Below are 25284 nucleotides of genomic sequence, written 5' to 3'. Positions count from 1 at the left end.
TCGGGTCGGGATCTTCAGGAGCAAAACCCACGTGGGAAGTGGATTCCGGTGCAGAACGCGGGGTTCGGGACGAGCGGGGCAGCGGCACCATGCTGATGGTTGGGGTCTGCGCTGTGGTGATGATGCTGGGCTATGCGGCGATGCTCATCAGCGGGTACGTCATCGCTGGGCACCGGGCGCGGGCGGCAGCCGACCTGGCGGCCCTGAGCGGAGCGACGACGGCCAGTCAGGGCGGTGATCCTTGTGATGCGGCTCGGGCGAACGCCACCGCCCATCGGGCTCAGGTCGTCGCCTGCAAGCGCGTGGGCGATCAGATCGACTTCGTGGTGACCGTGACGGCATCGGTGGCCGTCGCGCTCACCGCCCCAGGGTTGCCGAGCACGGTGTCCTCGGTGGCGTACGCAGGCTCGGAGGAGGTGCGGTGACCGTGAGGTCAGCGGGTGGTCGTGTGCTCGTTCGATGACTCGGGTTCGGTGAGCTCGTTGGGGCCGGGGTGGCCCCCGGGCTCCGGGCTCGCCTGGCCCGCCCGCGTGGGGATCAGGATGGTGGCGGTCCCGGCGTCCAGGTTGATATCGACGAGCGGGTCGGCGCCATCGGTGGGATAGGCGATGTCGTGCTGTTGCCGCTGCCGCTCTTCGCGCAGGTGTTTCAGCCCGGGCTGGAAGATCTCCATGAAGCTCACGGCTTCCGGGTCTCCTCGAGATCCAGACCGGACATTGCAGCCTCCCAGAAACGCCACGCGGCAAGCGTCTGAGGCTGAGACTAGCCGCGCTGTTCAATTCGAGCGGAAGGGTCGAGCTTTCGAGGCCACCACGCGGGGCTGATCCGCGACCCCGGTGCCTCGTCGGCGACTGATCGCTGCGCGATCCGAGCTGGCTGATGATGCGGCCACGCTTGCAGCTTCGGCGGCCAGCCTGCCGAGTCGGAGAGGTGCTTCCGAAGTCGGAGTGACAATGGAGTGGTGACTGGATCGCAGCCGACGGCGGACAGCGCGTGCCGAATCCCGACCGCGGCGTCTGGACGCGAGTTCTTCAGTGCGATAGTCGGTTATGAGCTGACCGGGTTCCCGGCGGGCGTGCACGTGGGGCTGCCGGCGCGGTCGCTGACCCTGATCGTGCCGTTCGGTGGTGCGACCGTCGTGTCTGGCGACGCGCTCGACGGTGCGGGCCGTCCGCTGCACGAGCCCACTCCGTTCGCCGGATTGATCGGAGGGATTCACGATCTCCCGGTACACATCCACCACGACGGGCACCAAACCGGGGTACAGGTGGACCTGACCCCGGCCGGCGCACGGGCCTTGCTCGGGGTCCGCGCGGCGGACCTGGCCGGGCGCGTGATCTCGCTGGCCGACGTGCTCGGGCCCAGTGCGCGGAGACTGTCCGACCGGCTGGCGGAGGCGGCGGATTGCCGCAGCCGCGTCGCCATCGTCGAACGGCACCTGATCCGGCTGCTGGGCACCGGCTCGGGGTCGCTGCAGCGGGCCACCCAGCGGGATCCGGCGACCTGGCACGCCTGGCGATTGCTCAGCGGATCCGATGGCGGGCTGCCGGTGTCGGAGGTCGCACAACGAGTCGGGTGGTCCCGGCGGCAGCTGACGGCCAGGTTCACCGCCGAGTTCGGTCACCCGCCGAAGGTCGCAGCCCGGGTGATGCGATTCGAGCAGGCCCATCGGCTGCTGCGCCTGCAACCCACCCCGAGACTGGCGGACGTGGCGCTCAGGTGCGGGTATGCCGACCAGGCGCACCTCAACCGGGAGTGGCGCCGGCTGGCCGGTTGCACCCCTACCCAGTGGCTCGCCAACGAAGTGTTCCCAAACGTTCAAGACGAGGACGGCACCGAGCAGTCAGCATCGGTGGCATGAGCGAAACAATCTCCCAACCAGCCATCGACCAGAAGGATCACAACGTCTGGGCCGCGGTCAGCAGCCACGACCCGATGGCACTACGCGCTTGGCTACGCGGACTCGGCTTCGTCGACGGCATCCTGGTTCCCGGCGAAGACAACACGGTCAACCACTCGGAGATGATCTGGCCCGAAGGAGGCCGGGTCATGGTCGCGACCTACACCGAAGGCGGCGCCTTCGATGTCCCGGTAGGCACCGCGTGCCTCTACGTCGTGACCGATCACCCCGCCGACGTCTGTGCCCAGGCGAAGGCACTGGGCGCCAGGTTCATTCGCGAGCTCGAAGACACCGACTACGGCTCGACCGGATTCTCCGTGCGCGACGACGACGGCAACTCCTGGAGTTTTGGAACCTACGCCGGCTAGCTGGTTCCTCGACAAGCGACCCCTCGGGTAGCGATCCGAGCCCGCTCACCGCGGGTTCCTACCGAGAGTCACACTGCGTCCCGCACGCTGCTCGGCTCCGGATTCCTGGCCTGGTTCCGAGACCTTGCTCGGTGTGGTGAGTGTGTCCAGCAGCCTGCGACAGGTCGGCTTGTCCAGCGGGCGGCTAGATCCGCAGCCGGGCGTGAGGATGCAGCCGGGACAGCCGCCGTCACAGGAGCACTCGGCGATTCGGTCAGCAGCAGCCGCGAGCCAGGCGTCGGCTCGCTCGTACGCACGCACCGCGTAGCCGCTGCCCGGCTGCCGGTCGAACATGGCGATCACTCCGGCACCTCGGCCGCCGATCCGTGGTCCACCGGCTCCTGGCCCACCCGGTGAGCGGCCAGGCAGGGCACCGGTGGAGCCGTCGGCGAGAGGGTCGCCGCAGGCATCGCTCTCCTCGAGCCAGGAGTGCGACCCGATGTCGTCATGGTCGCTGGTCAAAACCGCCGGCAGCATGCCTGCGAGCAGGTGCTCGAGCGCATGCAGACCGGCGTCCAGTCGGGCCGGGCTGAGTGGCACAGCTCCATCCCGTCCGGTCTGCAGCGTCTCCGTGGCCACGGTGAGCGTCACCGCGGAGGTTGCGAGCACCTGCTCCGGACAGTCCAGTGGCGTCGAGTCCCACACCTGGCCGGTGATCTCGTCGCGGCGCAGGAAGCCGGTGACCACGCTGCGTACCTGAGCCGGGCCGTACGCCAACCTTCCGCTGCCGACAGTTCGACCGTGAACGCTGGTGCCAGGCGCCACTTCGGTATCGACCAGCGCCTGCGTCAGATAGCCCGGTCGTGCCGCCCGGACATAGACCTCGCCGGCCTCGGCCTCCGCATCCCCGCACAAGAAGGTGTCTCCTTGGTGCAGGTAGACCGCGCCCGGGTGCACCACCCGATCTACTTCCGCGGCACTGACAGTGCCGAGTACCCGGCCGGTCGGCACCTCCACGATGTCGAGGGTGCGGCTGTCGGCGGTACGCAGGTTGATCCGATCGACAGCCCGGTTCGGCGAGGTCCAGTACCAGCCGTCGGGTCTCTTCCGGAGCACGCCGAGGTCGGTGAGCCGCGCGGTGATCGGCCAGGTCCGCGATCCGAACCACTGCTCATCGCCGGGCCGCAGCGGCCGCTCCTGTGCTGCGGCTGCCAGCTGCGGACCGAGCACCGGAGCCGCCTCCGGGTCCAGCACCGATGCCTCGACGGGGAGGTCGAACAACGCGTTCGGGTGATCCAGCAGATAGGCGTCCACCGGGTTCGGCCGAGCGATCAGCACCACCTCGGCCGGTCCTCCTCGCCGCCCGGCACGGCCGGCCTGCTGCCAGAAGGCAGCCCGCTGGCCCGGATAGCCGCAGAGCACCACGGTGTCGAGACCGGCGATGTCCACCCCGAGCTCGAGCGCGTTGGTGGCGGCGACACCGCGTACCGATCCGTCGTTCAGCCCTCGCTCGATCGCTCGCCGGTCCGTCGCGAGATAGCCGGCGCGGTAGGCGACGACTTCCCCACAGTCGGGTCCGGCCCGTTGGGCGGCCGAGCGGGCCACCTCTTCGGCGAGTCGTCGGGACGGCACGAAGGTCAGCACCTGCTGCCCGGCACCGACCCGGTCGGCCATCAGCTCGGCGGCTGCATCCTCTGCCGCCCCACCAGTTGATGAGGCCAGGCTGATCCGGACCGGCCCACGAGGAGAACCGTCGTCGGACACGACGAGGAGGGAGTCCGCGGCGATCCCGGTCAGCGCCGACGCGGTCTGCTCAGGTTCGGCCGTCGTCGCGCTCAGCACCGCGAAGACCGGATCAGCGCCATAGTGGGCAGCTATCCGCCGCAGCCGACGCAGCACCACTGCGACCTGAGCGCCGAAGAGCCCTCGATAGCGGTGCGACTCATCGACCACCACGAACCGTAGCGAACGCAGGAATGAGGCCCAGCGTGCATGGTTCGGCAGCAGCGAGGCGTGCAGCAGATCCGGATTGGTCAACACGTGGTGGGCGTGATCGCGGGCCCATTGGCGGTCGGCACGATCGGTGTCGCCGTCCACGGTCGCGACCCGCCACCCTGGCACTGCCAGCTCGGCGCAGACCCGAGCCTGGTCGTGCGCCAGTGCCTTGGTCGGCGCGAGATAGAGCGAGGTCGCCGGCCGGCGACGCCACCGTACGCCGCTGCTCGGTTCCGGGCTGCCCACCCCTGTCGTTCCGGCGCCTGCCGTCTGCGCGTCAGCCGGTCCGACCCCGGTGGACACCGGGACAGCCGGACTCGCGCCGATCGCCGCGGACGCAATGGGCAGGAGGTACGCCAAGGACTTCCCCGAGGCCGTACCAGTCGTGAGCACCACATGACGTTGAGCCGCCAATGCATCGGCGGCGACCGACTGATGAGCCCACAGCCGGTCGATGCCCGCGGACTCCAGGGCCGCTCGAACCGGCGAGTCCGTGGAGAGCCAGGACGGCCACGGACCGTACCGGACCAGGCGCGGTGGCAACTCCCGCACGTGACGGACCTCCAGACCGGGCAAGCTTCGGTCCGGCATGGGCAGGTCCTCCTGCTGCCGACCGGCGACCTGAACCTCCCTCACCCCTTCAGCCTGACACGCCCTACCGACAACCACGCCTATCTCCCCTTCGCACAGGTACGCGTCAGGAATGTGGTGGGTTCCGCTGACAATGAGGGGCCTGACGTATGTCCTTCCTCGGGGTGAGGCACACCGGTCTGCTGACAGAAATGTGCTCCGACCTCCCCGCTGACACCCCTCCTCGCACCAGTCAGGCCCCGGGCCGAACGCGCTTTGACCAGGGGAAACACCCCTAGGTGCACAACCACGACACGCACCCCCCTCGCGCAGGCGCGCGTCGGCTCTGTGGTTGGGCTGCAGGGTCTATGAGTGGCACGGGCAGCTGTTAGTCGTCGTGTCGGTCGTCTATGGCCCGCGGGCGCGAACCGTACGCCGGGTACGCCTCACCGCCGATCGTCCTTGGCCCGCGGGCGCAAGACGTACGGGTCTTCCGTCTGATCTGCGGCCAGCTGTGGCCCGCGGGCGCAAGACGTGCCGCTGTCGGCTCGAGCTGCGATCGTCTCTGGCCCGGCGGCGCCAACCATCCACAATCCAGCTGCCGCGGTGACAGGAGCACCCATTGAAGTGACGGGAGCACTGCTGGAGTGACAGGAAACACACTCACAGGGGAATGACAGGAAGTGTCCGCCGGATCGATCAGAGGCACCGCCCGGATTGAGCCGCTCCGGAGTCGGTTTCGAGGACCCGAGCACCTCCAGAGGACCCTGCGGACAGGGCTCAGCACACCGGCGGAAATCTTGCAAGTCGCGTACCGTCTCCGGGTCTTGGCAGCAGACCACTGCCACACCTGGTTAGACTTCGCCGGTCGCACTGTATGTCTGCGCGACTGATCCAGCTGTCTGCAGGAGGACGTTGCATGTCCGGGCTTCCGGTCCTGATGGAAACAATCCCACTCGAAGTCACCCTCTCCGGCTCCAACCTCACCCTGGTTGCCGCGGTCGGAGTCATCGCCGTCATCGCCTTGATCATGGGCGCTCTGTTCCGGCGTGAGGTCATTGCCGCCAACGACGGCACGGCCAGAATGAAGGAGATCGCTCTAGGCGTGCAGGAGGGCGCCAACGCCTACCTGGCGCGCCAGTTCCGCACGCTGGGCGTCTTCGCGATCGTCGCGTTCGTGCTGTTGCTGGCGCTCCCGGTGCATGCCGGCGAGTTCGGCACCTGGACGCTGAAGATCTCTCGCTCGATCGCGTTCCTGGTCGGCGCACTGTTCTCCGGTCTGATCGGCTATCTCGGCATGTCGCTCGCCGTCCGGGCCAACGTCCGCGTCGCCGCCGCCGCCCGTTCAGAGGGCCGCGACCCGGCGATGCGGATCGCCTTCCGCACCGGCGCGCACGTCGGCATGGCGACCGTCGGCCTGGGCCTGTTCGGTGCCGCCCTGGTGGTGCTGATCTTCCGCGGCGATGCGCCGACGATCCTGGAGGGCTTCGGCTTCGGTGCCGCGATGCTGGCCATGTTCATGCGTGTCGGCGGGGGCATCTTCACCAAGGCCGCCGACGTCGGTGCCGACCTGGTCGGCAAGGTCGAGCAGGGCATCCCGGAGGACGATCCGCGCAACGCCGCTACCATCGCCGACAACGTCGGCGACAACGTGGGTGACTGCGCCGGCATGGCCGCCGACCTGTTCGAGTCGTACGCCGTCACCCTGGTCGCCTCGCTGATCCTCGGCAAGGCCGCCTTCGGCGAGTTCGGCCTGGTCTTCCCGCTGATCGTGCCGGCCGTCGGCGTGATCACCGCCATCATCGGCATCTACCTGACCAAGCCCCGCCCCGGGGAGGGTGGTCTGACCACCATCAACCGGGCGTTCTACATCTCCGCGGTCATCTCGGCAGTGCTCTGTGGCATCGCGGCCTTCGCCTATCTGCCGTCCAGCTTCGCTGGACTGGAGGTCGAGGGGCTGCAGTTCGCCGGCCCGATCGACGATCCGCGGATCGTGGCCATCGGCGCGGTGGTGATCGGCATCGTGCTCGCCGTCATCATCCTCTCGCTGACCGGCCGCTACACCGGCACCGAGCACCGCCCGGTGAACGACGTCGCCAAGACCTCGCTCACCGGTGCGGCCACCGTCGTGCTGTCCGGCATCTCGGTCGGCCTGGAGTCCGCGGTCTACACCGCCCTGGTCATCGCCGCCGCTGTATACGGTGCCTACCTGCTCGGTGGCATCGGGATCGTGGCGCTGTTCGCCATCGCGCTGGCCGGCTGCGGCCTGCTGACCACCGTCGGCGTGATCGTGGCCATGGACACCTTCGGCCCGGTCTCCGACAACGCCCAGGGCATCGCCGAGATGTCCGGCGACGTGGACGGCGAGGGCGCGAAGATCCTCACCGAGCTCGACGCCGTCGGCAACACCACCAAGGCCATCACCAAGGGCATCGCCATCGCGACCGCGGTGCTCGCTGCGACCGCGCTGTTCGGCTCCTACACCGATGCGATCCGCGCAGTCCTGGTCGACAAGTACAACGACTTCGAGGTTCAGGCCGTGGTGTTCGCCCCGCCGACTCTGGTCGGCTTGATCCTCGGTGCGGCCGTGGTGTTCCTGTTCTCCGGTCTGGCCATCAACGCGGTCAGTCGGGCGGCAGGTGCGGTCGTCTACGAGGTACGCCGCCAGTTCCGCGAGATCCCCGGGATCATGGAGGGCACCGGCAAGCCGGAATACGGCAAGGTGGTCGACATCTGCACCCGCGACTCGCTGCGCGAGCTGGCCACCCCGGGTCTGCTGGCCCTGCTGGCCCCGATCGCGGTGGGCTTCGGTCTCGGCGCACCGGCGCTGGCCGGCTACCTGGCCGGTGCGATCGCCTGCGGCACCTTGATGGCCGTCTTCCTGGCCAACTCCGGTGGCGCCTGGGACAACGCCAAGAAGCTGGTCGAGGACGGCAACTACGGCGGCAAGGGCTCAGACGCTCACGCCGCGACGGTGATCGGCGACACGGTCGGCGATCCGTTCAAGGACACCGCCGGCCCGGCCATCAACCCGCTGATCAAGGTGATGAACCTGGTCGCGGTGCTGATCGCCCCGGCCGTGGTGGCCATGTCGCCGCTCAGCGCGACGCCGTCCGCGCTGCGCTATCCGATCGCGCTGGTCGCCTTGGCGATCGTCGTCATCGCGGTCGTGATCAGCACCAAGCGGCAGACCGGCATCGCCAGCTCGCCGGCCGAGGTGGAGAACGCGAGCGAATCGCGCGGCTGACCGCCTCTCCCGCGTAACAACGGATGATGAAATCCCCGATGTCAGGGATTTCATCATCCATAAGTACTTGATCTCGCGTCCGCGGAGTGAATGTTGAGCACACCGGGGTCCGACCCCTCTGGCACCCGCCCTCCTACCGGGGGCGGGTGGTTCGGTTCTGGGTTCGACGGCTCCGAGTCCGACGCGCCCGGTGCGACTGCACCGCGGCAGCCCCCGACTGACGCCGGTCAGCAGGCCGGTGACGGCACGAAGGCCACCTGGCAGCCGATCCCGAGCTTCGTGCCCCGTGGTTTCGAGCCAGGGGGTTTCGAGTCGGAGAGTCTCGAGTCTGGGGGTTTCGAGTCCCGGGGATCCGAGCCTGGCGGATCCGAGCTCAGTGGACACACACCCTGGGGATACCCGCCTGGGGGATTCACTCCTGGGGGATTCGGTCCCGGCGGGACGAACTCGCCGCATGTCCCAGCACCTGTTGCGCCCCAACCCCGACGTCGACCGGTACGTCGACGGCTGCCAGAGGTCCCGGTCAGCTACGCCCAGCTCTTGCGGGGGCCGACCTGGGCCTGGTGGCGCCCGATCGTGTCGTTCCTGGTGCTGGCAGTGTTGTTCGGGGTCTTCACGATGCTGCCGATCCCCGTCGCGATCGCGTACGGACTGCTGTCCGGTGAGACGACCATCGACGGAATCGATCTCTGGCTCGATGAGATCTCGTCCATCGAGGGATCGATGGGCCCGGGCGGCTACCTCTACTCGCTGCTGACCCTGACGGTGCTGATCCCCGCGGTGATGCTGTCGGTCTGGGGAGTGCATCGAATCCGGCCGGGCTTCCTGTCCTCGGTCGCCGGCCGGATCCGCTGGCGCTGGCTGCTGCGCTGCCTGCTGGTCCTGACCCCACTGTGGGCGGTCTACCTCGGCGTATCCACCGTGATCGAGCCGCCGGAGTCCGCGCGCCCCGAGCAATGGGCCGTGCTGCTGGTCATGGGTGTGCTGCTCACTCCTGGCCAGGCCGCGGCAGAGGAGTACGCGTTCCGTGGCTGGGTTCTGCAGAACATCGGAGCCTGCTTCCGTCGCCCGGTGCTCTCGTGGGTGATCCCGGCGATCGTGGCGGCGGCAGCCTTCGCCGTTGCGCACGGCAGCCTCGATCCGTGGATCCTCGCCGACCTCGCAGCGTTCTCGGTGGCTGCGACCGTGATGACCTGGCGTACCGGTGGTCTCGAGGCTGCCATCGTCCTGCACACGGTCAACAACATCGGCATCGCCGTCATCACCTCGCTGATCGGCGGCTGGGATGAGGCGTTCGTGGGCGAGGAGACTCGCGGCACCCCGATCACCTTCGCGGTCTCCCTGGCATTGAACTCCATCGCGGTCGCCCTGGTCTGGTGGCAGGCCCGCCGTACCGGGATCGATCGGTTCTACCGTCCTGAGCCCCCGGTCACTGAGCCGCCCGTCGCCTGATGGTCGGTCGCGAGCTGCCCTGCTGCGCAAGGGCCCAGGCGCCCCCGCCCAGCCCCGTTTGGTCAGACGTACCTGAACCCGCATTCCCTAGGTTAGGCTCGCCTTATGGCGGTGACGGTGATCCCGCAGCATCGGGCTGCGCCAGTGGCGCCCGTCGCCCGACGCCGAGTATCGACCCGAGTCCTGGGCCTGCTGATCTGCACCGCCGCGGTCGTCGTTCTGTGCTTTCTCAGCCTGGCGGTCGGCACCCGAGTGACTCCGTTGCAGGCCGTCTGGGACGCCGTGGTCGCGTATGACCCGACGAGCACCGACCAACTCGTGATTCGCGAGCTCCGCGTGCCACGCACCATCCTCGGCGTACTGGTCGGGGCGGCGCTAGGCCTGGCCGGCGCGGTGATGCAGGGTGTCACCCGCAACCCGTTGGCCGATCCCGGCATCCTCGGGGTCAACGCCGGCGCGGCACTGTTCGTGGTGCTCGGCATCTCGATCGGAGTCACCTCGCCGAAGGGCTACGTCTGGTTCGCGTTCCTCGGGGCGGCCGTGGCCTCGGTGGTCGTCTATTCGGTCTCCGCGCTGGGCCGGGAGGGCGCGACACCGGTCAAACTCGCCCTTGCCGGAGCTGCGGTCACCGCGGCTCTCAGCGCCGTGACCAGCGCGCTGTTGTTGCTCGATCAGTCCACCTTCGACCAGTTCCGGTTCTGGGCCGTGGGCGCGCTGACCGGCCGCGACATGTCGATCGTGGCGCAGATCTCCCCGTTTCTCGTCCTCGGTTGCCTCTTCTCCCTCTTTCTCGGCCGGGTGCTCAACACCTTGTCCTTGGGCGAGGATGTGGCCCGCGGGCTCGGCGCCAACGTGTTCCTCTCCCGCGGCCTCTCCGCCGGCGCCGTCGTGTTGCTCTGTGGCGCCGCGACAGCCGCCTGCGGTCCGATCGGCTTCGTCGGCCTGACCATCCCGCACGTCGCCCGGATGTTCGTCGGTCCGGACTATCGGTGGGTGTTGCCCTACTCGCTGCTGCTCTCGCCGATCCTGTTGCTCGCCGCCGACATCGTCGGCCGGGTGATCGCCCGCCCCGGCGAACTCCAGGTCGCCATCGTCACGGCGTTCCTCGGTGCCCCGGTGTTCATCGCTCTGGTCCGCCGCAAGAAGCTGGCCGAACTGTGAGGGGGCTGTCTCGTGGTTCCGCCCGTGGGACTTGGGGGAGATTTGGCGTGACCTCGCACCAAATCCTTCCCAAGATCGGCACTTGCACGAGGCCCCTATGACCGCCCTTCTATTCAGCCGTGGAACCGCCGCTCCGGCAGTCGGCGCGAGCGGCCCGGCGATCGTCCAGGCGGCCCGATCCAGGCGGCACCGGCGTACAGCCATCGTGATCGTCGGCCTGCTGATCTTCCTCACCGTCATGTTCGGTCTGGCGATGATCGTGGGCGACTTCCCGATCACCATCAAGCAGGTCTGGCTGTCGCTGACCGGCCGCGGAACCCGGGCGACGGACTTCATCGTGTACGAGCTGCGCCTCCCCCGCGCGGTCACGGGTCTCGCCGTCGGCGTCTGCTTCGGGCTGTCCGGGGCGATCTTCCAGTCGATGATGCGCAACCCGCTGGCCAGCCCGGACATCATCGGGATCACCTCCGGGGCGAGTGCGGCAGCGGTGATCGCGATCTTGATGCTGCATCTGAACGGCTTCGTGGTCTCGGCCTTCGCGTTCGTCGGTGCCCTGGTCACGGCGCTGTTGATCTATCTGCTGGCCTGGAAACAGGGCGTCGCCGGCTATCGGCTAGTGCTGGTCGGGATCGGCATCGCGGCCATGCTGGAAGCCATCATCGACTACCTGATGACCCGGGCGCAGATCTGGGATGCCCAGGCGGCGTTGCTGTGGCTGACCGGCAGCCTCAACGGAGCCTCGGCAGATGGCATGGCGCCGCTGCTGATCCTGATGGCGGTCACCGTGCCGCTGGCACTGTGGGCCGGCCGGGCGCTCGGCGGTCTCCAGCTCGGCGATGACGCCGCCACCTCGGTCGGTGTACGGGTCGAGCGCTCGCGCCTGTTCTTGATCCTGATCGGCGTCGCGCTCGCCGCGATCGCCACCGCGGCCGCCGGGCCGGTGGCCTTCGTCGCCTTCGTCTCCGGCCCGATCGCCCGCCGGCTCACCAACGGCACCGGCATCGCCCTCGTCCCCGCCGCCCTGGTCGGGGCGGCGGTGGTGATCAGCGGTGACTTCGCCGGTCAGCATCTGCTGCCGGTCCAGCTGCCGGTCGGCATCCTCACCGCCGCCGTCGGCGCCCCGTACCTGCTCTACCTGCTTGTCAGGTCCAACCGCATCGGTCATGGAGGTTGATCGACCATGGTGCTCAGTGACGCCCCAGCCATCCGCCACACCCTCGCCGCCAGCGAGCTGGGCCTGGGCTACGGCGACCGTCAGATCGTCGAGAATCTCACCGTTGACATCCCCACCGGCAAGGTGACGGTGATCATCGGCGCCAACGGATGTGGCAAGTCGACCCTGCTGCGCGGTCTGGCCCGACTGCTTCCCCCGCAGCATGGCGCGGTGCTGCTGGACGGCCGCTCGATCTCCTCGATCCCGAGCAAACAGGTCGCCAGGGTGATGGGACTGCTGCCGCAGACTCCGATCGCGCCAGAGGGCATCACGGTCGCCGACCTGGTGGGACGCGGTCGCTATCCGCACCAGGGCTGGTTCCGGCAGTGGTCTGCCGACGACGATCGAGCGGTCGCCGAGGCGCTGACCGCGACCAGCACGCTCGAGCTGGCTGACCGCCCGATCGAGGACATGAGCGGTGGCCAGCGGCAGCGCGTCTGGATCGCGATGGCGCTGGCCCAGGAGACCGACCTGCTGCTGCTCGACGAGCCCACCACCTATCTGGATCTGTCGCATCAGCTCGAGGTGCTCGATCTGCTCACCGATCTCAACCGGCGTCGGGGCACCACCGTGGTGATCGTGATGCACGATCTCAATCTCGCCTGCCGGTATGCCGATCACCTGATCGCGATGAAGGACGGCCGGATCAGTGCCGAGGGCAGCCCATCAGAGGTCGTCACCAGTGAGTCGATGCTGGAGGTGTTCGGGCTGCGTGCCCAGATCATCACCGACCCGATCTCACGCACCCCGACCATCATCCCTATCGGCCGTCACCACTGTCTCGAAGGCGACAGTGCCGACGACAGGGTTGACGGGGACGCTCAGCTCAGGTGACCTTCTGGGACTGCGCGTACGTGGTCGCGAACTCGGTCAGGATCGGGGCGTTCGTCTTCCACGAGTACGGGGCTGCGGGCCTCCAGGCCACGACCTGTCCGGCTCGGACGGCCGGCAGGGCTCGCCAGGTCGGCTGGTTGTCGGCCGCCTCGTTGTATCCGGCACGGCTGTCGTCATAGATGATGTCGGCGCTGAACTTGTCCAGCTGCTCGTAGCTGATCTCGGTGAAATAGGTGTCCGGCTTGCCGCCATGGTCGATCATCTTCGCCCCAAGTGACTTCCAGTAGGCGAGGTCGGGTGCCTGATTCGCGTTGGTGATCCACACCTGGTCGGCGGTTCGACTGATCCCCACAACCGTCAGCCCAGGCTTCGCGGCGATCGCTTCCTTGGCCTGGGCAGTGGCGTCATCGAAGGCCTTCTTGGCATCGGTCACCAGCGGAGCGTTCAGGTCGGCGCCGAGCTTTCCGGAAAGCTCAGCGAAATCGTTGATGATCTCGACCAGACCGAGATCCAGCATCTCCATGGCGATCGTGGGGCAGACCTTCTCGACCTTGGCCAGCAGATCGTCGGGCAGATACCACAGCTCGTCCTTCACGAACATCAGATCGATCACGACCTGTGGGTTCATCGCGGCGAGCTTCTCGACGTCGAACTCGCCGTACACGTCGGCGAGCACGGTGACTTTGCTCAGGTCCAGATCGCCTGCCTGATAGCTGAGCTTGCCGTCGACCGGCTTGAGATCCCCGTAGACGCCGGCGACCTGGTAGCCGAAGTCGAGCAAGGTCGCGGCTACGCTGCTCTGTGCGACGATGCCGGTGGCCGGCAGATCGAACTCCACGACCTTGCCGCGCGCGTCTGTGTAGCTGAACCTGGCCGCGCCGGTTGGGCTGGCCTCGTCGCTTGAGCCGCCCGCGCTGGCGTTGCAGCCGACCAGACCGGCCGCACCGAGAGCTGCGAGCCCGGCGAGGAGAGACCGGCGTCCAAGGAGACCGCGATGCATAAGGGGAGCCTAGCCTAAGGCTTTCATGGCTTGGACTCTTCTCTCCTGGCCCACCGGGGAGGGGGCCAGGAGAGCAAAGACTCTCGGAACGTCGGATCCGCAGAGCTCAGCGAGTCGCAGCCGGCAGTTGGTAGTCGGGGACGATCAGCTGCTTGCCGCCGACGGTCACGGCGGTGCTGCCGTCGCTGACGCGTACGTTCTTGGCCACCCAGGCCTTGGTCGCGATCTCGCCGTCGACCAGGATCTCGCCCTCCAGCAGGATGTCGTCGCCGGGGCCACCGTCCAGCCGGTCCCGACCGGGACCGCCGATGAGAACATCGTCACCGGCCTCGCCGAAGATCTCGTCGTCGCCCTGGCTGCCGACCAGCACGTCATGGCCGACCCCGCCTCGGATCACCAGGCCGGCAGGTGCTCTGAGTTCGTTGCCGGAGACGACATCGTCGCCGATGGCGGCGTTGATGGTGACCCGGTCCGTCGGAGCCGGGTCAGCATGAAGCACGGCGACGCTTGCGGACAGGCCCGTGACCAGCTGGCGGGCGGACCGACCCTTGACCTGGATCACGTCGTCGCCGTTTGTTCCCACGACCTCGACGTCGTCGCCCGCACCGTCGGGAGCCCCGCCGCCGTCGGCAGCCAGATCGACGGTCTGCCGAACGATGTCGGTGCCCGACAGATCGCCGACCTTGACCTGGTCGTTGCCGCCCTTGGCATTGAGCAGGAGGTCCTCGACATCGTTCAGGTCCATCACGATGTTTCCGACGTCGCGGGTGAATCGCACCCGGCTGCCGACCGCGATGGTCTCGAACGCCTCGTCGCCGTTGCTGCCATTGAACAGCATCCGGTCGCGACCTGCCTGGCCCTCGACGATGTCGCTGCCCTCGCCGGGGTCCCAGTCGAATCGGTCATCGCCGGCACCGAGGAGGGCGACGTCGTTCCCGCGAGCGCCGACGACCACATCGTTGCCGGCGCCGCCCAGCAGGATGTCGTTGCCGTCCCCGCCGCGCAGGTTGTCGTTCCCCTCGCCGCCGTCGACGGTGAGCTCGATCAGCGCGGCCAGTCCGTTGCCGCCGACGAAGCTGTCGTCGCCGCCGTTGGCGGCCAGCTGCAGCTTCTCGCCGCCGCCGATGTCCAGACTGAATGGGGCCGGCGTGACCCGGTCGAAGCGGACCCGCTGGCCGTTGGCGGTGGCAGAGAACTCCTCCGCGCCGCTCCCGCCGTTGACCACGATGGTGTCGATGCCCGTGCCGCCCTCGTTCAGGTCGGTGTCGTCGCCCGGGTTCCAGATCAGCGTGTCGTTGCCGGCTTCCCCGAAGGCTTGGTCGTCGGCGTCGCCGCCGGTCAGGCTGTCGTTGTCCGTTCCGCCGAACAGCACGTCGACCCCACCCCGACCAAGCAGTGTGTCGTCGCCGGCCTGGCCGAACAGCTGATCACCGCCGGAGCCACCGGTCAGGGTGTCGTTGCCGGTGCCGCCGAAGAGCAGGGCGCGAGGAAGGGCGCCGTTGGCCTCGTTCATGGTCAGCACATCGTTGCCGCCGAGGCCGAAGATCTGGATGGTGTCGGTGTTCGCCACCGTGGGTACGCCGCCGGACACGGCGATGGCGCCACCGTTGACGATGATGGCGCCCGCGGCGTTGCGCGAGACGACGATGGTGTTGGCGTTGTTGTCGCCGATCACGGTCAAGGTCCGGGCCGAAGCCTGATAGGAGGCGGTGGTTGCCGCGCTGGCTTGCGGAGCCGAGAGATAGGTCGCGCCGAGGGCCAGGGCGCTGATCCCGGCGACGGTGAGGGCCCGTCGGGCCCGGGTGTGGGAGGGGCGTTGCACAGTCATGCTGATCTCCATTCCTAGGTTGGTTAGGAACATTGCAGCGGTTGTGCGAGCGGCGAACCTCGGTAGCGGATACCCATCTTCGCCACGGTGACTACCGAGTTGTGCCAACATGGCGCGGTGCAGCAGCCGTCCTCCTATCAGCTCGCTCCGGCCATGCTCGTGGATCTGCGGGACACCCTCGCCGGACATGCCTACACCGTCGATGCGGTGCTGGCGGCGATCGGGTCGACCGCGCACGCCGCCCTTGGCCGTAACAGCACCGTGCCCGCGGTCGAAGCGCTGGCCGGTCGGGACGATCCGCTGGCCACCTTGATCCGGTTGTGGCCGTTGCAGCGGGCCGTGGACCGGTCAGCCGTCGAGCGGGCACTGCCGGGACTGGTCGAGCCGTTGGTCGATACCGGCGTGCTGGTCGTGGAATCCGGTGGCGTTGACTCCCCAGGCCCCCCAGGCGCTGACTCGCGAGCCGGCGAGATGGTACGGGCGGAGGTGGACCTGCGTCCGTACGCCGCCGACGACCGCGATCTGCTGGTGTTCTCCGATCTCACTCCTGGCCTGGACACCCAGGTCGCGCCGATGCGGCCCGATTTCGTGCTCGGGGTGTCGTCGGCCTCCAGCACCTTGGCCCAGCTCACCATCCGGCGGCCGGTGAGCGCCGCGCTGGACCTGGGCACCGGCTGCGGCGTACAGACCCTGCATCTCGCCGGCCACGCCGCGGCGGTCACCGCGACCGACGTCAATCCCCGGACGTTGGAGCTGGCCGCGCTCACGCTGGCTCTCAACGGGGTGTCGGCCGAGCTGCTCGATGGCTCGCTGTATGAGCCGGTTGCCGGCCGCCGGTTCGATCTGATCACCAGCAACCCGCCGTACGTGATGTCGCCGCCGCGTGCCGGGGAGGAACGGCTGGCCTACCGGGAGACCGGCTACCGCGGCGACGCCATGATGGAACACCTGGTCCGGCGCGCCGTCGACCACCTCAACCCGCACGGCACCTGCCAGATCCTCGGCAACTGGGCACACGTCGGCGGGCAGCCATGGCAGGAGCGGCTGGGCGGTTGGGTCGCCGGCACCGGTCTGGACGCCCACATCGTGCAGCGGGAGGTGCTGGACGTGCCGGCGTACGTCGAGCTCTGGCTGGCCGATGCCGGCCTGGCCGGGTCAGCCGACTACCGGCAGCGGTATGCCGAATGGCTCGACTATTTCGCCGGACTGGGCATCGAGGCGGTCGGGATGGGCTGGCTGCTGCTCACCAGGGCCGGCCGGGAAGACCCGTGGCTGCGGATCGAGGACTGGCCGTACGCGGTCGAGCAGCCGATCGCCCCCGCGTTCGCCGCCGAGTCGGACTGGATCACAGCCTCCCGCCGATCCGATGACGAGCTGCTGGCGCAGGCGTGGTCGCTCACCGATGACGTGATCGAGGAGACCACCGGACAGCCCGGCGCCGCCGATCCCCAGCACATCGTGCTCCGCCAGCAGCGAGGTTTTCGCCGGGCTATCGACGCCGATACCGCCCTCGCCGCCGTACTTGGAGCTTGCGACGGCGACCTTCCGCTGGGCGTCGTGATCGACGCCGTCGCCGGCCTGCTGGAGGTTGATCTCCGCCAGCTTCGTGCCGACCTGCTGCCCCGCTTCCGTATCCTGATCGCCGACGGCTGGTTCGCCTGATGGAGCCCGCCGCAGCCGCCTCACCCCCCACCCCTCCTCACCGGCCCGCCCACCCCTCGCCCTCCTCCCTGGCCCATCCCTTTCCCGACTTCGCACCATTTGATGCGACTGCGCACCAGGTAGACGTGGTGCGCGGTGGACCTAAATAGTGCGAAGTCGGAGTTGGGCCACACGAACTGGTGCGGAGTGGGGTCGGCCGGGCGAGCGTCGGCGGAGTGGGAAGGGCGGTGAGTGGGTGGGGCCATGTATCTTCCGTCCGTGGTCGTTCAAGCTGCCGTACTGATGAGTACGGGGGTCGTAGAGTGGCCGCGGCTCGGCCGATGGGCGGCGCACAGCGTGATCACAGGCAGAGTTCAGCAGCACTGAGTTCAGCAGTACAGAGCACGAGGCAGTAGAAGAGGACAGCGTGGCAACCACTACCGGTCGACGACTGGTGATCGTCGAGTCGCCGAAGAAGGCGACCCAGATCGCCAGCTTCCTGGGCGATGGATACATCGTCCAGTCCAGTCGTGGGCACATCCGTGACCTGCCGACCGGTGCTGCGGAGGTGCCTGCCAAGTACAAGGGTGAGAAGTGGGCGCGCACCGGCGTCAACGTCGACCATGACTTCGAGCCGCTGTACGTGGTCGCACCGGACAAGCGGCCCACCCTGCGCTCCCTCAAGGACGCACTCAGCAACGCCGACGAACTCCTGCTGGCGACCGACGGTGACCGCGAGGGCGAAGCGATCGCTTGGCATCTGTTGCAGGAGTTGAAGCCGAAGGTGCCGGCCAAGCGGATGGTGTTCCACGAGATCACCCCGCACGCCATCGCCGAGGCCGTCGCCAATCCTCGCGACCTCGATGTCGACCTGGTCGATGCGCAGGAGACCCGGCGCATCCTCGACCGGCTGTATGGCTACGAGGTCTCCCCGGTGCTGTGGAAGAAGGTCATGCCGCGGCTGTCGGCGGGCCGGGTGCAGTCCGTGGCGACCCGACTGATCGTCGATCGGGAGCGGGAGCGGATCGCCTTCCGCAGCGCCTCCTACTGGGACATCGACGCGATCCTGGATGCCGGCGCCGAGGCGGAACCGCCGCTGTTCGCCTCGCGGCTGGTCACCGTCGGCGAACAACGGGTCGCTCAGGGACGCGACTTCAACTCTCGCGGCGCCCTGCAGAGCAAGGGCAACGAGCAACTCGTCCATCTGGACGAGAAAGCCGCCACCACGCTGGCCGAGGCGCTGCGGCAGGCCGACTTCACGGTCCGCAGCATCGAGTCCAAGAAGATCACCCGCCGTCCTTCGGCGCCGTTCCGAACCACGACCATGCAGCAGGAGGCCGGCCGCAAGCTCGGCTTCACCGCGCAGCGGGCGATGTCGGTGGCGCAGTCGCTGTACGAGAACGGCCACATCACCTATATGCGTACCGATTCGGTGCAGCTGTCCGGCACCGCGATCTCGGCCGCCCGACATCAGGTACGCCAACTGTTCGGCCCGCAGTATCTGCCGGAGAAGCCGCGCGTCTACTCCTCGAAGGTCAAGAACGCCCAGGAGGCGCACGAGGCGATCCGACCGGCCGGCGAGGTGTTCCGTACGCCGGCGCAGACCGGCCTGACCGGCGATGAGTTCCGGCTGTACGAGCTGATCTGGATGCGGACCATCGCCTCCCAGATGCGCGACGCCGAGGGCGAGCAGGTGACGATCAAGATCGACGCCCGACCCCGCCCCGAGTCCGGTCAGCCTCAGTGCGGGTTCACCTCCACCGGCACCACGATCACCTTCCCGGGCTTCATGAAGGCGTACGTGGAGTCGACCGACGACGCCAGCAGCGACGACGAGTCAACCCGGCGGATCCCGCAACTGCACGAGGGCCAGTCGCTGCGCCCGGAGGAGATCACAGCCGCCGGGCACGAGACGAGACCGCCGGCCCGTTACACCGAGCCGTCCCTGGTGGCGAAGCTGGAGGAGCTGGAGATCGGCCGGCCGTCGACGTACGCGTCGATCATCCGGACCATCACCAGCCGGGACTACGTGTTCAAGAAGGGATCTGCGCTGGTTCCGACCTGGCTCGCCTTCGCCGTCACCAGACTGCTGGAGGAGCACTTCCCGAAGCTGGTGGACTATGCGTTCACCGCCGAGATGGAAGACGTGCTCGACGAGATCGCCGGCGGCCGGGCGCAACGGCTCGCGGTGCTGACCGACTTCTACTTTGGCTCGAAGGCCGGTGCCGCGGACGATCGCGAAGGGCTGCAGCGGCTGGTCTCCGAGCTCGGCGACATCGACGCGCGGAAGCTGTCGACGTTCCCGATCGGTGACTTGGAGTCCGACCCTGGAGCCGGTGGGATCGTCGTGCGGGTGGGCAGATACGGCACCTATGTCGAGGACGGCGAGGGCCGACGTGCCAACGTCGCCGATGACCTGCCGCCTGATGAGCTGACGGTTGAGCTGGCTCGAGAACTGCTGTCCAAGCCGATGGGCGAGGAGCGGGAGCTTGGCCTCGATCCGGAGAGCCACCACCAGATCGTTGCGCGGAACGGCCGTTACGGTCCGTACGTCACCGAGGTGCTGCCCGAGGACGCGCCGAAGAGCCAGAAGCCGCGGACCGGCAGTCTTTTCCGCTCGATGACCATCGAGGGCGTGACCCTGGAGCAGGCGCTGCGACTGATGAGCCTGCCGCGGGTGGTCGGGGTCGACAACGACGGTGCCGAGATCACCTCGCAGAACGGTCGCTATGGCCCGTACCTGAAGAAGGGCACGGACTCGCGCTCGCTGGAGACCGAGGATCAGATCTTCGACATCACCCTGGACGAGGCGAAGGCGATCTTCGCCCAGCCCAAGCAGCGGGGCCGGGCTGCGGCCAAGCCGCCGCTCAAGGAGCTCGGCAACGACCCGGTCAGCGGCAAGCCGATGGTGATCAAGGACGGCCGGTTCGGCCCGTACGTGACCGACGGGGAGTTCAACGCGACTCTGCGGCGCGGGGATGAGATCGAGACGATCACCCCGGAGCGGGCCGCTGAGCTGCTCGCCGAGAAACGGGCCAAGGGTCCGGCGCCGAAGAAGCGTGCCGCGGCGAAGAAGGCGCCGGCCAAGAAGGCGGCTACCACGCGGACCGGCACGGCGGCCGCTGCGAAGAAGACGACGACTGCCAGGAAGACCAGCACAACTGCCAAGAAGGCCACGAGCGCGAGGAAGGCTCCGGCGAAGAGGGCCGGCTCGACGAGTTCGTCCTGATCAGGGCCGGTGGTGACCAGGGTGTCGATCAGGGTGCGGGCCGGCCGACGGCCATCATCGAGCGGCGAGAGAATGTCTCGGTGAGCAAGTCCAAGGCACGGCACCACAAGCCCGACTCGGCGCAGCGGCCAGTACGTCCGCCGGCTCGGCAGGCGGGCCAGCGGCTGTTCGACATGCCGTACAGCGCGCAGGTGCCGAGCCCGGTCAAACAGGAGATCGGGCTGGCATCGCTGATCGCCCGGGTAGGTCACAACGCCGCCTATGACATCGACGTGACCCTGCTCGATGCCGCCGATCACCGACTGATCCGCACCGGTGTGCTGTTGGCGCACCGGGTCCTCGACGGGCGTGGTGAGTGGTATCTCGGCGCACCCGACTGGGTGCCGTTGTTGCCGAAGGAGCTGATCCTGCCGATGGGGCAGGCCGAGCTGCCTGAGGGTCTGGCCGAGCTCATCCGGCCGTTCCGGCGTGGCGCACCGCTTTCCCCGGTGGCGGCCCTGCGCTGCGAGCGGCGCGAGTTCGCCCTTCGCAACGCCGACAACGTGACGGTGGCGCTGCTGCGCGACGACAAAGTGACGGTACGCCGCAACGGGCTGATCACCGCGCGTTACCGCGAGGTGATGATGACCCCGGTCGGCCCCGGAATAGACGCGGCGCAGCACAACTGGCTGCGGGAGTGCCTGACCAGCGCCGGCGCGACCGAGCTGGATCGCTTCCCACGGTTGGTGCGGCGGCTCGGTGCACCGGCGACCGGCCCGTCCGACCTGCCGGTGCCGGCGGATCTGACCGGAGGCACGTTCGGGCAGTTCCTGACCCAGGTGCTCGGGGCAAGCGCTCGAGAGCTGATCTCCGCCGACCTGGCTCTGACCGGCGATGGCCGCGACATCCGCGGTGCCGAGAAGCAGCTGCGGGAGACGGTCGGCGTACTGCGTAGTCGACTGCTCGGCCTGCCCGAGGTGCTTGGCGCGGACTGGGTCGCTGAGGCGGTGGAGGACCTGGACTGGATCATCGCCCCGGCGGACTCGGCGCCCGGCGCCGACCCCAACTGGCTCGGCGGCTCGCATCCATCGGATGATCTTGCCGCCCTGGGCGGGCCGGGCGCCGATGTCGGCAGCATGGACGCCGAGCGTGCGCCCACCGGCTATCGGTCCCGGCTGCGCAGCCTGCGCTATCTCAACCTGCTGGAGAGGCTGGTCGCCGCCGCGCGTGCACCCCGGGTAGGGGCGCCTGCTGCGGTGCCGGCCATCGAGGGCGTCAACGCCCTGTACGACGGCGCGCGGTCCCGGTTCCTCCGTGCGGCTGACCGGCTGGCCGTCGGCGGCACGCCACAGACCTGGGCGACAGCCCGATCGGCTGCCCGGGATCTGACGCGGGTCGCGGTGATCCGGGCCCTGGTTGCTCCCGATGAGACGACCAAGGAGCGAGACCGACTAGCACCTGCGCTGGACCTGTTGGAGCAGGCGGTACAGGTCGACGAGGACAGCGCCGCCGCTACCGCGGGCATCGACGGGCTCACTCCGGCCGAGGCGTTCGAGGCCGGTCGCCGGTTCGAGCGGGATCGGGAACGGTCGAGCGACGTACGATCGGCGTTCGTGTCCAGCTGGCCCAAGCTCCGCCGGAAGCTCGGCTAGGTGCCGGGCGTGGTCGAGCATGTTGGTAGGCAGTCTGGGACGGGTCTGTTCATCGTCTTCGAGGGCGGCGACGCGGTCGGGAAGTCGACCCAGGTTCGGGCCTTGACGCAGTGGCTGCGTGATGAGGGCATATCCGTCGTGCAGACCTTCGAGCCAGGCGACACCGCGGTCGGTCGGACGATCCGGCAGGCTGTGCTGGACCCGGCCACCGGGGATCTGTCGCCGCGCACCGAGGCTCTGCTCTATGCGGCTGACAAGGCGCAACACGTCGCCGAAGTGATCGCGCCGGCGTTGTCGGCCGGACAGGTCGTGGTCTGCGATCGGTATCTGGACTCGATGCTCGCCTATCAAGGGGCGGGCCGGGTGCTGGCTATCGACGAGGTCGCGATGGTGGCACGCTGGGCGACTCAGGATCTGAGACCGCAGCTGACCGTGCTGCTCGATCTCGATCCGAGCGAGGCGGTCTCGACCAAGACCGACAAGGATCGGCTGGAGTCCGCCGGCGAGGACCTGCACCACCGCGTCCGGCACCATTTCCTGGCACTGGCCGAGGCTGACCCTGAGCACTATCTGGTCCTGCCTGCTCGGCTACCGATCGCCGAGATCGCCGCACGGGTCCGCGACCGAGTCCGTCCGCTGCTGGCTGATCTGCCGTAGGCGCCGACCTGCAGTAGCGCTGACTTGCAGTAGCCGCTGGGCTTCATCCGCTGCAGCCCGCCTTCGCCGCAGGTCCCGTCAGCGAGTCACCATGTGGAGCGGACTCCGCGCCCTGTCGCTCCGCGCCCTCTTGGTCGGCGCCCTGTCGCTCAGCGCTTGACCCCTCTTGCTCCGACCCCTCTTGGACGGCGCCCTTTGGATCCGTCTTCGCACCGGGGCTCTATCAACTCCGCACCATTTCGTGCAGCCCGATTCCCCACTTCGCACCAACTGGATCATCTGCGCATCAGGTAGACCGGGTGCGCAGTCGCAGCAGCTGGTGCGAAGTGGGGGTTGGGTGGCTGTCGGCAAGGCGAAGCTGGCCGGAGCACGGTTTGCGACTGCGGGTCACGAACGAGACCACCCGTGCCGTACCGTGCCCGTACGTCTTGCGCCCGCGGGCCAGAGACGATCGGTGGTCACGCGTGGCTGGAGTACGGCTTGTGCCCGGGGGCCACAGACGACCACGGGCTGGGCGCCGTGCCCGTACATCTTGCGCCTGGGGGCCAGAGACGATCGGTGGTCAGGCGTGGCCGGAGTACGTATCGCGCCACTGGGCCAAAGAAGACCAAGACCAACAGGGCGACGGGCGGCCCTGGCCGCTCACCGGTTCTGTGACCCACCCGCCGACCTGACGCAGTCGGCGTGCGCCCTGAGTTGGGCGGTTGTCGGTGGTGGCGGGCAGACTAGGGCACATGCCGACGAGTCCGACCCTGCCTGCAGGCGTGTGGTCTGACCTGATCGGCCAGGAGCGATCAGTTGCCGTGTTGCAGCGCGCCGTCTCCGGGCGAGGGCATGCGATGTCGCATGCCTGGCTGGTCACCGGGCCGCCTGGCTCGGGGCGCTCCAATGCAGCCCGGGCCTTTGCCGCCGCATTGCAGTGCTCGCGTGGTGGCTGCGGGGACTGCACCGACTGCCGTACGGCTTTGTCCGGGGCCCATCCCGACGTCACCTTGGTCCGCACCGAGCTGTTGTCCATCGGTGTCGACGAGGTACGCGAGCTGGTCCGCAGAGCCTCCATGAGTCCGACCCTCGGGGGCCATCAGGTGCTCGTGATCGAAGACGCCGACCGGGTCACCGAGCGAGGCGCGGACGCGCTGTTGAAGTCGATCGAAGAGCCGGCGCCGCGCACCGTCTGGATCCTGTGCGCGCCGACCGCCGATGATGTGGTGGCGACCATCCGATCTCGCTGCCGGTCGCTCACCCTGCAGACCCCGACCATCGATGCGGTTGCCCGGCTGCTGGAGACTCGCGATGGCATCGAGCCTGAGCTTGCCGCCTATGCCGCCCGGGCATCCCAAGGGCACGTCGGTCGGGCACGAGCGCTGGCACGTCACGAGGATGCCCGCGATCGGCGGGCCGCGATCCTGCAGATTCCCTTCCAGCTCAAGGATCTCTCGGCCTGCCTGAATGCCGCGGCGACCCTGGTCAAGACGGCATCCGAGGAGGCCGGCGCTGCCACCGCCGATCTCGACGCGAAGGAGCGTCGGGAGCTGGAGGAGGCATTGGGCTTCGGCACCAAGGGTGCCCGGCCGCGCCAGGCCTCCGCGGCGATCAAGGACCTGGAGGATCAGCAGAAGGCGCGGGTCAAGCGGTTGCAGCGCGACGCCATCGACCGCGCGCTGACCGAGCTGACCAGCTTCTATCGCGACCTGCTCGCCGTTCAGACCAATGCTGGGGCGCCGTTGATCAACGAGGATCTCGCGCCGAAGATCGCCGTACTCGCTCGCAAGTCCACCCCAGAGACGACCCTTCGTAAGATCGACGCCTTACTCGGCTGTCGGGAAGCCTTGGAGGGCAACGTGGCACCCCTGCTGGCGGTGGAATCGACCCTGATCAGTCTCGCCCGGCCCTGATCAAGGGCCAGAGGGGACAGACCTAGTCGGCGAGGCGCTGGAAGAGCAGATGATCCTGCCATTCCCCGGCAATCCGCAGATAGCGTGGCGCCCGACCGATCAGCGAGAATCCGTTGCGCTCCAGGACCCGCTGCGATCCGTGGTTGTGCAGCAGGGTCGCGGCCTGGAGCCGGTGGAGACCGTACTCGCCGAAAGCCAAGTCCATGGTGGCCGCCACAGCGGCGGTCGCGACTCCCTGACCGTTGTGACTCTCGCTCACCCAGTAGCCCAGGTGAGCCGAATGGAAAGAGCCACGAATGATGTCGTTCACCGTGATCCGGCCGACGATGCGCTCCTCGACCAGGATCACCAACGGCACCATCTCACCGCGGTCATGTCGGGCGATCGCATCGGCGATCAGTCGCCGCTGGGCCGTCTCCGTGGCGAAATCCGGCGCGCGTTGTGGATCCCAGGGAGCGAGGAAGTCGAGATTGGTCGCGACCAGCGCCGTGAGCTCGACGACGTCGTGCGCCGAGACCAGGCGGACGGTGACACTCATGAGACCGGCTTGGCCAGATAGGCAGTCTTGGCGTCAGGCTCGAGGAACTGCATCACTGCGTCGAGGTCTCCGGGCCTGGCATCCCTGATCACAGCAGGAACACTACGTGGGCCCGTGACAAACCCGTGGCTCAATCGACGTAGGGG

18 protein-coding genes are annotated in these 25284 nt (G+C 68.3%); 13 read left to right on the top strand and 5 right to left on the bottom strand.

What is annotated here, in order from left to right; genetic code table 11:
- The first annotated feature begins 38 nt into the window (after positions 1-38).
- Positions 39-425: an Rv3654c family TadE-like protein gene (locus MLP_RS23970; protein WP_013865813.1), complete on the top strand. Its 387-nt coding sequence runs from the start codon at positions 39-41 to the stop codon at positions 423-425.
- Between the two features lie 8 nt (positions 426-433).
- Here MLP_RS23970 and MLP_RS23965 read toward each other — a convergent pair whose 3' ends face one another.
- Positions 434-673, bottom strand: a complete 240-nt coding sequence (locus tag MLP_RS23965) for a DUF6191 domain-containing protein (protein WP_231851505.1) — start codon at positions 671-673, stop codon at positions 434-436.
- 288 nt (positions 674-961) lie between these two features.
- Between MLP_RS23965 and MLP_RS23960 the strand changes: the two genes are divergently transcribed.
- On the top strand, positions 962-1861 hold the full coding sequence (locus MLP_RS23960; RefSeq protein ID WP_041793393.1) for a helix-turn-helix domain-containing protein: 900 nt from the start codon (positions 962-964) through the stop codon (positions 1859-1861).
- Positions 1858-2268: a VOC family protein gene (locus MLP_RS23955; protein WP_013865810.1), complete on the top strand. Its 411-nt coding sequence runs from the start codon at positions 1858-1860 to the stop codon at positions 2266-2268. The genes MLP_RS23960 and MLP_RS23955 overlap by 4 nt, the downstream gene beginning before the upstream one ends.
- Positions 2269-2313: 45 nt before the next feature.
- Here the strand turns inward: MLP_RS23955 and MLP_RS23950 are convergent, their stop codons facing one another.
- Positions 2314-4833 carry a DEAD/DEAH box helicase gene (locus MLP_RS23950; protein ID WP_156821287.1) on the bottom strand — a complete coding sequence of 840 codons (2520 nt, stop codon included), beginning with the start codon at positions 4831-4833 and terminating at the stop codon, positions 2314-2316.
- Positions 4834-5731: 898 nt separating this feature from the next.
- Here MLP_RS23950 and MLP_RS23945 point away from each other — a divergent pair.
- The 5 genes from MLP_RS23945 to MLP_RS23925 all read left to right on the top strand — a co-directional run bounded on the left by MLP_RS23945 (position 5732) and on the right by MLP_RS23925 (position 12719).
- Entirely contained in the window at positions 5732-8059 is a 2328-nt protein-coding gene (locus MLP_RS23945) for a sodium-translocating pyrophosphatase (protein ID WP_013865807.1), read from the top strand.
- 540 nt (positions 8060-8599) lie between these two features.
- Entirely contained in the window at positions 8600-9511 is a 912-nt protein-coding gene (locus MLP_RS23940) for a CPBP family intramembrane glutamic endopeptidase (RefSeq protein ID WP_013865806.1), read from the top strand.
- A 105-nt stretch (positions 9512-9616) separates the two neighbouring features.
- Positions 9617-10672, top strand: coding sequence for a FecCD family ABC transporter permease (locus tag MLP_RS23935; protein ID WP_013865805.1), 1056 nt, complete (start codon positions 9617-9619; stop codon positions 10670-10672).
- Positions 10673-10769: 97 nt separating this feature from the next.
- On the top strand, positions 10770-11846 hold the full coding sequence (locus tag MLP_RS23930) for a FecCD family ABC transporter permease (RefSeq protein ID WP_013865804.1): 1077 nt from the start codon (positions 10770-10772) through the stop codon (positions 11844-11846).
- A 6-nt stretch (positions 11847-11852) separates the two neighbouring features.
- Positions 11853-12719, top strand: a complete 867-nt coding sequence (locus tag MLP_RS23925; protein WP_013865803.1) for an ABC transporter ATP-binding protein — start codon at positions 11853-11855, stop codon at positions 12717-12719.
- Here the strand turns inward: MLP_RS23925 and MLP_RS23920 are convergent.
- Complete coding sequence (locus MLP_RS23920) at positions 12712-13719, bottom strand: ABC transporter substrate-binding protein (RefSeq protein ID WP_013865802.1); 1008 nt, start codon at positions 13717-13719, stop codon at positions 12712-12714. The genes MLP_RS23925 and MLP_RS23920 overlap by 8 nt on opposite strands.
- 106 nt (positions 13720-13825) lie before the next feature.
- Entirely contained in the window at positions 13826-15547 is a 1722-nt protein-coding gene (locus tag MLP_RS23915) for a calcium-binding protein (RefSeq protein WP_013865801.1), read from the bottom strand.
- A gap of 87 nt (positions 15548-15634) precedes the next feature.
- Here MLP_RS23915 and MLP_RS23910 point away from each other — a divergent pair, with 87 nt between their 5' ends.
- The 5 genes from MLP_RS23910 (at position 15635) to MLP_RS23890 (ending at position 24600) form a co-directional block, all read left to right on the top strand.
- Positions 15635-17209 carry a DUF7059 domain-containing protein gene (locus tag MLP_RS23910; protein WP_231851387.1) on the top strand — a complete coding sequence of 525 codons (1575 nt, stop codon included), beginning with the start codon at positions 15635-15637 and terminating at the stop codon, positions 17207-17209.
- A gap of 406 nt (positions 17210-17615) precedes the next feature.
- Positions 17616-20417: a type I DNA topoisomerase gene (gene topA, locus MLP_RS23905; RefSeq protein ID WP_013865799.1), complete on the top strand. Its 2802-nt coding sequence runs from the start codon at positions 17616-17618 to the stop codon at positions 20415-20417.
- An 80-nt stretch (positions 20418-20497) separates the two neighbouring features.
- The gene (locus MLP_RS23900) at positions 20498-22048 is read left to right on the top strand and encodes a hypothetical protein (protein WP_013865798.1); all 1551 of its coding nucleotides are present in this window, start codon (positions 20498-20500) and stop codon (positions 22046-22048) included.
- A gap of 9 nt (positions 22049-22057) precedes the next feature.
- A complete protein-coding gene (gene tmk, locus MLP_RS23895) occupies positions 22058-22705 on the top strand; it encodes a dTMP kinase (protein ID WP_041793379.1) in 648 nt (215 codons plus the stop codon).
- A gap of 734 nt (positions 22706-23439) precedes the next feature.
- On the top strand, positions 23440-24600 hold the full coding sequence (locus MLP_RS23890) for a DNA polymerase III subunit delta' (RefSeq protein ID WP_013865796.1): 1161 nt from the start codon (positions 23440-23442) through the stop codon (positions 24598-24600).
- Positions 24601-24622: 22 nt separating this feature from the next.
- On the opposite strand, the gene MLP_RS23885 is transcribed toward MLP_RS23890, so the two are convergent.
- Positions 24623-25138, bottom strand: coding sequence for a GNAT family N-acetyltransferase (locus tag MLP_RS23885; RefSeq protein WP_013865795.1), 516 nt, complete (start codon positions 25136-25138; stop codon positions 24623-24625).
- Between the last annotated feature and the right edge of the window lie 146 nt (positions 25139-25284).

This window comes from Microlunatus phosphovorus NM-1 (assembly GCF_000270245.1).
GTDB classification, from domain to species: Bacteria; Actinomycetota; Actinomycetes; order Propionibacteriales; family Propionibacteriaceae; genus Microlunatus; species Microlunatus phosphovorus.
This window is presented reverse-complemented; position numbering and strand designations above follow the sequence as displayed.

Coding starts and splice junctions, on each gene's coding strand:
- MLP_RS23915 (WP_013865801.1), bottom strand. CDS start 15,547: ATGACTGTGCAACGCCCCTCCCACACCCGGGCCCGACGGGCCCTCACC.
- MLP_RS23925 (WP_013865803.1), top strand. CDS start 11,853: ATGGTGCTCAGTGACGCCCCAGCCATCCGCCACACCCTCGCCGCCAGC.
- MLP_RS23920 (WP_013865802.1), bottom strand. CDS start 13,719: ATGCATCGCGGTCTCCTTGGACGCCGGTCTCTCCTCGCCGGGCTCGCA.
- MLP_RS23955 (WP_013865810.1), top strand. CDS start 1,858: ATGAGCGAAACAATCTCCCAACCAGCCATCGACCAGAAGGATCACAAC.
- MLP_RS23930 (WP_013865804.1), top strand. CDS start 10,770: ATGACCGCCCTTCTATTCAGCCGTGGAACCGCCGCTCCGGCAGTCGGC.
- MLP_RS23945 (WP_013865807.1), top strand. CDS start 5,732: ATGTCCGGGCTTCCGGTCCTGATGGAAACAATCCCACTCGAAGTCACC.
- MLP_RS23885 (WP_013865795.1), bottom strand. CDS start 25,138: ATGAGTGTCACCGTCCGCCTGGTCTCGGCGCACGACGTCGTCGAGCTC.
- MLP_RS23950 (WP_156821287.1), bottom strand. CDS start 4,833: ATGCCGGACCGAAGCTTGCCCGGTCTGGAGGTCCGTCACGTGCGGGAG.
- MLP_RS23890 (WP_013865796.1), top strand. CDS start 23,440: ATGCCGACGAGTCCGACCCTGCCTGCAGGCGTGTGGTCTGACCTGATC.
- MLP_RS23935 (WP_013865805.1), top strand. CDS start 9,617: ATGGCGGTGACGGTGATCCCGCAGCATCGGGCTGCGCCAGTGGCGCCC.
- MLP_RS23965 (WP_231851505.1), bottom strand. CDS start 673: ATGGAGATCTTCCAGCCCGGGCTGAAACACCTGCGCGAAGAGCGGCAG.